Here is an 8,515-nt window from a genome sequence, read left to right as displayed (position 1 = left end):
TTTTGCTGCATAAGATTTACTCTTTTCTGTAAACCTTTTTCAGGACGGGACAGCGCCAAAACAAACCCTCGGTGCGGACTGGAGCGGACTGGAGCGGACATCGGAACCGAAGCGTTTTACCCTGTTGTATATTGCGGCAGGATTGATTATTCGGGCAACTGCGCGAATCGCAAAATAAGTATCGGTTCAGACGGATACCCGAATCTTTAACCGAGTATCTGCGCAAAGGAACGAAAGGGCGGCAGACCGAATAATCATCCAATTATTCGTCCAAATATAAGGTAGTATATATAAATGATTTGACAGACGCATAGTTACCCAAACAACCATTTAAACACACAAGCAATGAAACAAGCAAGCATTTCGATCTGCAATCAAAAAGGGGGCATCGGGAAATCGACATTTACGATGTTACTCGCCAGTCATCTGCACTACACATTAGGCTATGACGTGCTGGTCGTAGACTGCGACTATCCCCAATGGTCCGTTCAGGCGCAACGTGAGCGGGAACTGTCGCTCATCGAGCATGATGATTACCACAAGCTGTTGCTGGTACGTCAATTCAAAGCGACGGGCCGCAAGCTCTGGCCTGTGCTGAAATGTATGCCGCCTGAAGCCCCCGAAGAAGTCGAGCGGCTGCTGCAAAGCGGCTACCATCCCCGTATCATTCTCTACGACTTGCCGGGAACGGTCAATGCCGAAGGTGTCATTCGGCTGCTCGCGTCGCTGGACGCTGTCTTTGTGCCCATGAAAGCCGACAAGGTCGTCATGGAAAGTACGCTCTCCTTTGCCCGGAGTCTCACCACTAACCTTGCCCAAGATCCGACCCTTACTTTACAAAGCGTCTATCTTTTCTGGACGATGATAGACCGTCGTGAACGAACGCCGCTTTACGATCGATACGAGGCCGTTATCCGCAAGCTCGGGTTGTCGCTTATGACAACTCACATTCCTTACCGCTCGAAGTTCAACAAGGAGCTGCTTGCGGACAATACAGGAGTCGGCCGCTCGACACTTCTGGCTCCGGCGCGAACCTTTGCGTGTGAGGCGCAACTCGAAATCCTCACAGAAGAAATTCTTACACTCCTCAAAATCCGATAACAATGGCCAAGAAACCCAAAATCGAAGTAGACGAAAGTCTTGTAAAACAGGTGATCGCAGGGCAGTTACCTATCACTACAAAGGTCACACGGGTAATTCCGGAACAGATCCCATCCGGAACCGCTACGGACGCAATTCCCGCCGAACCGCCCTCTGTTCCGGAGATCGACACAGAAAAGATTCCGGATGAAACCCCGTCTGTGCCCGCAGCACAAGAGCCACGCCGTCGGAGAACACCACCCTTGTCCGATTATGAACGAATGTTTCTCACTCCTGTGGAATACGGCATCCGAGCCACACTTTATGTCAATGCATCGACGAAGCGTAAGATTCTGGAGATACTTAAAAGAATCGGAGGTGAACGATTATCCGCGACATCATATGTGGATAATATTCTACAGCACCACATCGAAACTTTCCGTGACGATATAAACCGGCTCGATCGTAAGCGGAATTTTGAAAAACTTGTTTAACAATGACTTAAAAATTTCTAATTATGCTTTACAGCTTTTTATCCGAGTCCGGTGTCCTCGACATTTCATTACTCGCTCTTAGCACAGGCATTATCGTTTTGTCAATCTTAGGGCTGCTGCACCTCGGGAAGCGACGAGGTCATAATAAAGCCGGACACTTTTCGGAGCAACCTGACGATTGTGCAATGCCTGCCGTGCAAACGGAAAATAGCGATGGATGGCCCTCGATGGAACAACCTCAGACAACTGAACTTGTATCCGTTGTCGCTGCACCTGAAGATTCTTCAAATCTCGATTCTCCGCCTTCCGAAACGGTCGTATCCGAAAAGCAGGATGTGAAGCCGGAGTGTGTTCCCGTACCGGACATACGATGGCGACGTTCGATGACATTGCCCGACTACAAAAAAACATTTCTTGTCCGGGTGGATTACGACCTCCGCGCCTCGCTTTATGTCAGTGCCCCTACGAAACGGAAAATCCTTGAAGTCCTGAAAAAAATCGGCGGCGAGCGACTGACCGCAACATCTTATGTAGATAATATCCTACGGCACCATCTCGAAATGTTCCGCGACGAGATCAACTGCATACATCAAGAACAGAATTACCATAACATCGTCTAAATTCTTTCTGCCATGAACAGCATAATTCTTATTGCCGCCTGCGCCGTATGTCTGGATCAGTTGTTTTTCCGGAGGCGGCTCGCGTCATATGTCGTCGACAATCTGAAAGGCCCGAAGAAAAAACACACCGGGCATAACGCTGCCCCTCACACGCCGAATGCCGGTACTGCACCCCGTCAAACTCCTGAAATTCTCGTGTCAAAATCCTATCGGTGCGGACTGGAGCGGACTGGAGCGGACATCGGCACCGCCCCGGCAGGCGGAGACGCTATATTTGCCCCGGCTTCGGAAGAGAAGTCCGCGATGCAGGGGTGGAACACCCTTGTCGTGCGGCCCTCGATCGGCGAAGACGGCGAACTCTCGGAGCCCGAAGCGCCCGCCGGCGCCCGATTCCCGCTTCCGGCTCTCCCCGCCAGAGCAGAACTCCGTGACGCGGAGGTTCATGCGATGCTCGGAGAGCTGGACTTCGGAGAGGGCGCCGTCATGGGCGATGCCACGGCCGAGGAGCGGCAAGCCATCGCCAACTTCGACATCCGGGCCTATGCTTAATTAAAAACGACCTACGACATGAAATGGAATAACGAATACGGCTGACGCCTTTTCCGCAGCAGGAAATACGATGTATCCGGTCGCAGAATGCTCCCAAAGCAGGCTGCGGCCTTTTTCACACCCTTAACCAAACTACTTGAACGATGAAAAAAAGAGCAATTTTCATGATTTTCTCCCTGTGCTCCGCACTCGCCTGCTTTGCACAGGGCAACGGCATGGCCGGCATCAGCGAGGCCACGAACATGGTAACGTCCTATTTCGACCCGCTCACGAAACTGATCTTCGCCGTCGCGGCAATCCTCGGACTGGTCGGCGGCGTGCGCGTCTACTCGAAATTCTCGTCGGGTGACCCGGACGCTTCGAAATCCGCCACGGCGCTGTTTCTCTCATGCGTCTTTCTGGTGATCGTCGGTACGGTCTTACGTTCGTTCTTCCTCTAAACGATGGCGGAATACCAAGTGAACAAGGGAGTCGGCCGTCAAGTCGAGTTTCAGGGCGCGCACGTAATGGTTCTTTGGCAAATGCGTCGATAGCAAGACGTTAGGCAAGTGTTCGATAGCCTATCATCGATCGGCTTATCCGAAAGGGAAACCGGACGGGGAGTATAGCCTGCCGATAAACTGATAAGTCATACAGTTACCAAGTATGCGACTGAATCAGGAGATGAAAGATAGATACGAGGATAAAGTCTGGATTGATTGAACGATAGTCCAAGTGGCACAACTCGAAACTGTGGCGGAAGGTAACTACAGACGCCATACTGTAACACACTCGATTCGACCTTGGAGGGTTGGGTGCAGAACAGGTTACAGCACAACTGCGATAAGCAGAAACGGATGAAAGTCGTATCCGACAATCTATCAAAGCTATGTTGCCGAAGAATTAAACGTGGATTGCCTAACCCGGAATGCCGAAAGGCTATTAGGTTTCAGACCTATGAAAATCCGGTATGGCAACGGAGCCACCGTAGTAGTCCGAGCGAGGGAAAGCCTCGTACATGGCGAAGGGTGGCAGCTAACATTTTTAATACAAATTAACGGATAATGTGTGAGACATTATGAGAAATCCAGAGAGAGTATTAAACAGTCTGTCAGAGCACAGCAAAGTTTCGAGCTACAAGTTTGAACGGCTCTACAGGGTTCTATTCAATTCGGAGATGTTTCTCCTCGCCTACCATAATATACAAGGTAGGCAGGGAAATATGACGGAAGGTTCCGACGGTAAAACTATCGACGGAATGAGCCTGAAACGGATTGAAAATTTGCTTGATGCGCTCAAAGATGAGTCGTACCAACCAAAACCGGCAAGAAGGACGTACATCCCGAAGAAAAACGGGAACATGCGACCTCTCGGCATACCGTCTATCGACGACAAATTAGTGCAGGAGGTATTGCGAATGCTGTTGGAAGCAATTTATGAAGGTAGTTTTGAGAACACCTCGCACGGCTTCCGACCCAAACGCAGCTGCCACACCGCACTGATACAGGTGCAGAAGAATTTTACTGCGGCCAAGTGGTTTATCGAGGGCGACATTGAAGGATTCTTCGATAACATCAACCATGATGTACTTATCGGAATCTTGAAAGAACGTATCGCAGACGACCGCTTTATCCGGCTAATGTGGAAATTTTTGAAAGCTGGCTACATCGAAGATTGGACATTTCATAGAACATACAGCGGAACACCGCAAGGTGGCATCATTAGCCCGATACTGGCTAATATCTATCTCGACAAGCTGGATAAGTACATGAAAGAGTATGCCTGTCAATTCGATAGAGGCGACAGACGGGCAATGAACCTTGAGTACAAACGGTATTCCAGGAAAATTTGGTGGCTCGGCACAAAACTGAAGCAAACCGAGGATAAAGATACTCGGAAGGAACTGATTGACGCGATTAAGCAACATCAGAAAAACAGGATGCACTTACCCTCTGTCGATGAAATGGACGAGGGATATAGACGGATTAAGTATGTGAGGTATGCCGATGATTTTATTATCGGAGTGATTGGCAGTAAATCGGACTGTGAGGCGATCAAAGAGGATATTAAGAATTTCCTCGGCGAGAAACTGAAATTGACGCTCTCCGAAGAAAAGACCTTGATCACGCACGGCAATAGAAAGGCAAAATTCCTCGGCTATGAAATCTATGTCCGACCATTCACGGATAAGACGTTAAGAGGCGAGAAATCGGGAGTACTTATTAAGGCTTACGGCAAAAAGGTAGTGTTGGAAGTGCCAATGTTCACAATGCGGGATAAACTTCTCTACTACGAGGCGATGGAAATTCATCAATTCGAGGGTAAAGCGAAATGGAAACCCACAAGCCGGACAAAGTTGCTACATCTGGACGACCTCGAAATACTGGATGCCTATAACAGAGAAATCCGAGGTTTTGCAAACTATTTTTCTATCGCAAATAACAGTTCACACCTGAATTCTTTCAAGTACATCATGCAATACAGTCTGTATAAGACTTTTGCACGAAAGTACAGTACGACAGCCCGAAAGATTATCGCAAAGTATCGACATCACAAAGATTTTGCGGTTTTCTATGAGGACAAGAAAGGAGGAAAGAAGATGCGGGTATTCTTCAACGGGAGCTTTAAGCGTAAAACAACCGCGATGGACGCGAGTTGTGATTATGTAGCCAACACGATTTTCAATACCACTGTATCAAGCCTTATACAAAGGTTAAAAGCGGGTAAGTGTGAATTGTGTGGCGCAACGGAAAACATTGAAATACACCACGTCAAAAGACTCAAAGACTTAAAAGGCAAAGAGCCATGGAAAATCCAAATGATTGGACGTCAGAGAAAGACGTTAGCTGTATGTATTCCCTGTCACAACAAGATACATCACGGGATAATAGACTGAATATGTTAGTGGAGAGCCGTGTGCGCCGAGAGGTGCAAGCACGGTTCGGAGGCGAGTTCTTGGAAACCTACCGTAGAAATACGGCAAGGCACCGGGTTCTTAGCCTACGGCTCACAGCGCAGTACCTCGTGCTGTTCGTCGCAGGGCTTCTGGGCGTCTTCGTCTGCTTCGCCGGAATGTACATGAGCGGCGTCCCGCAGGGCTTCTGCATCCTCTTCGCCCTCGCAGCCGGCCTTGCCGTCACGGGCGGCACCTTCTACCTGAGCCGCCGTTTCGGCCCCTACGGACTTCAAAAGCTCATGGCCTCGCGCCGGCATCCGCGGCGCATCATCCATCGTCGGGCCATCCGGCGGCTGCTACGCATTCGTATCCCTCGAACCGTAAAACCGTAATCCTATGCGCGGAACCTTGAAAACCTCGACCTTGGAATCGAAATTCCCTTTGCTGCGCGTCGAGAACAACTGCATCATCTCCAAGTTCGCCGACATCACCGCGGCTTACCGCGTCTCGCTGCCCGAACTCTTCACCCTCACGGGCGAGGAGTACGAAGCGCTGCACGGCGCATGGCTCAAAGCCCTGAAGGTGCTGCCGGACTACACCGTCGTCCACAAACAAGACTTCTTTATCGAAGAACGATACACGGCGCCGGAGGACGGCTCCGAGCGGAGCTTTCTCGCCCGCTCTTACGAGCGCCACTTCAACGAGCGGCCCTACCTGCGCCATACGTGCTACCTGTTCGTTACGAAGACCACGCCCGAACAGATGCGGCAGACCAGCGCCTCGTCCGTGCTGTGCCGGGGCTTCATCGTCCCGCGGGAGATGCGCGACACGGATGCCGTGACGCGCTTTCTGGAGGCCGCGGAGCAGATGGAACGCATCCTGAACGATTCGGGCCTCGTGCACGTCGAGCGGCTAACGGAAACGGAGATCGTCGGCACGGCAGACGACGCCGGGCTGCTGGCCCGTTACTTCGCCCTCTCGGACGAGCGGAGTCCGGTCGTCAACGAAGATATCCGTCTCGACCCGGGCGTGATGCGCATCGGAGACAAGTTCCTTACGATGCACACGCTCTCCGATCTGGATATGCTGCCACAGAGCGTGGCGACGGATTTCCGCTACGAACGCCTTTCGACCGACCGCTCGGACTGCCGCCTCTCGTTCGCGGCGCCCGTGGGGCTGCTGCTCTCCTGCAACCATGTCTACAATCAGGTGATCTTCCTCGACGACCACGACGAGACGCTCAAGCGGCTCGAAGCCTCGGCCCGGAACATGAACTCGCTGGCGGCCTATTCGCGCTCGAACGCCATCAACCGCGAGTGGATCGAAATGTATCTCAATGAGGCGCACTCGCAGGGGGTGCGCTCCGTAAGGTGCCACTGCAACGTCATGGCATGGGCCGAGAGCGAATCGGAGTTGAAGCGCATCCGCAACGACGTAGGGTCGCAGCTGGCCCTTATGGGCTGCACGCCGCGTCATAACACGGTGGACGTTCCGGTGCTGTTCTGGGCGGCGATTCCCGGCAACGAGGCCGACTTTCCCGCCGAGGAGAGTTTCTACACCTTCCTCGATCAGGCCCTCTGCCTTTTCAACGGGGAGACCAACTACCGCTCGTCGCTCTCGCCCTTCGGAATCAAGATGTCCGACCGCCTGTCGGGCATACCTCTCCATCTGGACATCTCGGACCTTCCGATGAAGCGCGGCGTCATCACGAATCGGAATAAATTTATCCTCGGGCCGTCGGGCTCGGGCAAGAGTTATCTGACGAACCATCTGGTTCGTCAGTACTGGGAGCAGGGAGCGCATATTCTGCTGGTCGACACGGGCAACTCCTACCAAGGGCTCTGCTCGCTGATTCACGCCAAGACCAAGGGCCGCGACGGGGTGTATTTCACCTACACCGAGGAGGCGCCCATCGCCTTCAATCCCTTCTATGTCGAGGACGGAGTGTACGACGTGGAGAAGCGCGAGTCGCTCAAGACGCTGCTGCTGACCCTTTGGAAACGCGAATCCGAGGAGCCGACGCGCTCGGAGGAGGTGGCGCTCTCGAACGCCGTGAACCTCTACCTCTCGAAGCTCCGCACCGACCGCTCCATCGTCCCCTCGTTCGATACCTTTTACGAGTTCGTCGAAACCGACTACCGGCGGCTTCTGGAGCAGAAGCGCGTGCGGGAGAAGGATTTCGACCTCGAAAACTTCCTGAACGTGCTGGAACCTTACTATAAGGGCGGCGAGTACGACTACCTGCTGAACTCCGACAAACAGCTGGATTTGCTGGACAAACGTTTCATCGTCTTCGAGCTGGACAACATCTCCTCGAACCGGACGCTGCTGCCGGTGGTGACGCTCATCATCATGGAGACCTTCATTTCGAAGATGCGGCGGCTGAAAGGAGTCCGCAAGATGATTCTCATCGAGGAGTGCTGGAAGGCCCTCACCTCGGCCAATATGAGTGCATATATTAGGTATTTGTTTAAAACCGTTCGCAAGTATTTCGGCGAGGCGGTCGTGGTGACGCAGGAGGTGGACGACATCATCTCGTCGCCCATCGTCAAGGAGTCGATCATCAACAACGCCGACTGCAAAATCCTTTTGGACCAGCGCAAATACCTCTCGAAATTCGACGGCATACAACGTCTGCTGGGACTGACGGACAAGGAGCGGGCGCAGATTCTCTCTATCAACCTCTCGAACGATCCTAAACGCCGCTATAAAGAGGTCTGGATCGGGCTCGGGGGCGTGCAGTCGGCAGTTTATGCCACGGAAACTTCGGTCGAAGAATATTTGACCTATACCACTGAGGAATCGGAAAAGATGCAGGTGATGGAACTCGCCGGGAAGCTCGGCGGCGACATCGAAGCCGCCATCCAGCAGTTGGCCCGCGAACGCGAATCTTAATT

The 8,515-nt window shown here is 52.3% G+C and carries 8 protein-coding genes; all 8 read left to right on the top strand.

Features of this window, described 5'->3' with window-relative positions; translation table 11 throughout:
• Window positions 1-345: 345 nt before the first annotated feature.
• The 8 genes from DWW03_RS15365 to DWW03_RS15325 all read left to right on the top strand — a co-directional run bounded on the left by DWW03_RS15365 (window position 346) and on the right by DWW03_RS15325 (window position 8,513).
• The gene (locus DWW03_RS15365) at window positions 346-1,101 is read left to right on the top strand and encodes a ParA family protein (RefSeq protein WP_009596771.1); all 756 of its coding nucleotides are present in this window, start codon (window positions 346-348) and stop codon (window positions 1,099-1,101) included.
• Between the two features lie 2 nt (window positions 1,102-1,103).
• Window positions 1,104-1,574 carry a DUF3408 domain-containing protein gene (locus tag DWW03_RS15360; protein WP_014774760.1) on the top strand — a complete coding sequence of 157 codons (471 nt, stop codon included), beginning with the start codon at window positions 1,104-1,106 and terminating at the stop codon, window positions 1,572-1,574.
• A 23-nt stretch (window positions 1,575-1,597) separates the two neighbouring features.
• Complete coding sequence (locus tag DWW03_RS15355; protein WP_055204864.1) at window positions 1,598-2,194, top strand: DUF3408 domain-containing protein; 597 nt, start codon at window positions 1,598-1,600, stop codon at window positions 2,192-2,194.
• Window positions 2,195-2,206: 12 nt separating this feature from the next.
• Window positions 2,207-2,743, top strand: coding sequence for a hypothetical protein (locus DWW03_RS15350; RefSeq protein ID WP_118406993.1), 537 nt, complete (start codon window positions 2,207-2,209; stop codon window positions 2,741-2,743).
• Between the two features lie 143 nt (window positions 2,744-2,886).
• Window positions 2,887-3,183, top strand: coding sequence for a DUF4134 domain-containing protein (locus DWW03_RS15345; protein WP_014774763.1), 297 nt, complete (start codon window positions 2,887-2,889; stop codon window positions 3,181-3,183).
• A gap of 617 nt (window positions 3,184-3,800) precedes the next feature.
• A complete protein-coding gene (ltrA, locus tag DWW03_RS15335) occupies window positions 3,801-5,618 on the top strand; it encodes a group II intron reverse transcriptase/maturase (protein ID WP_118406992.1) in 1,818 nt (605 codons plus the stop codon).
• Between the two features lie 2 nt (window positions 5,619-5,620).
• Complete coding sequence (locus tag DWW03_RS15330; RefSeq protein WP_018697533.1) at window positions 5,621-6,010, top strand: DUF4133 domain-containing protein; 390 nt, start codon at window positions 5,621-5,623, stop codon at window positions 6,008-6,010.
• A gap of 4 nt (window positions 6,011-6,014) precedes the next feature.
• Complete coding sequence (locus DWW03_RS15325; RefSeq protein WP_118406991.1) at window positions 6,015-8,513, top strand: TraG family conjugative transposon ATPase; 2,499 nt, start codon at window positions 6,015-6,017, stop codon at window positions 8,511-8,513.
• The last annotated feature ends 2 nt before the right edge of the window (window positions 8,514-8,515 follow it).

The sequence above is a fragment of the Alistipes sp. AF14-19 genome, assembly GCF_003461645.1.
Taxonomy (GTDB): domain Bacteria; phylum Bacteroidota; class Bacteroidia; order Bacteroidales; family Rikenellaceae; genus Alistipes; species Alistipes shahii.
This window is presented reverse-complemented; position numbering and strand designations above follow the sequence as displayed.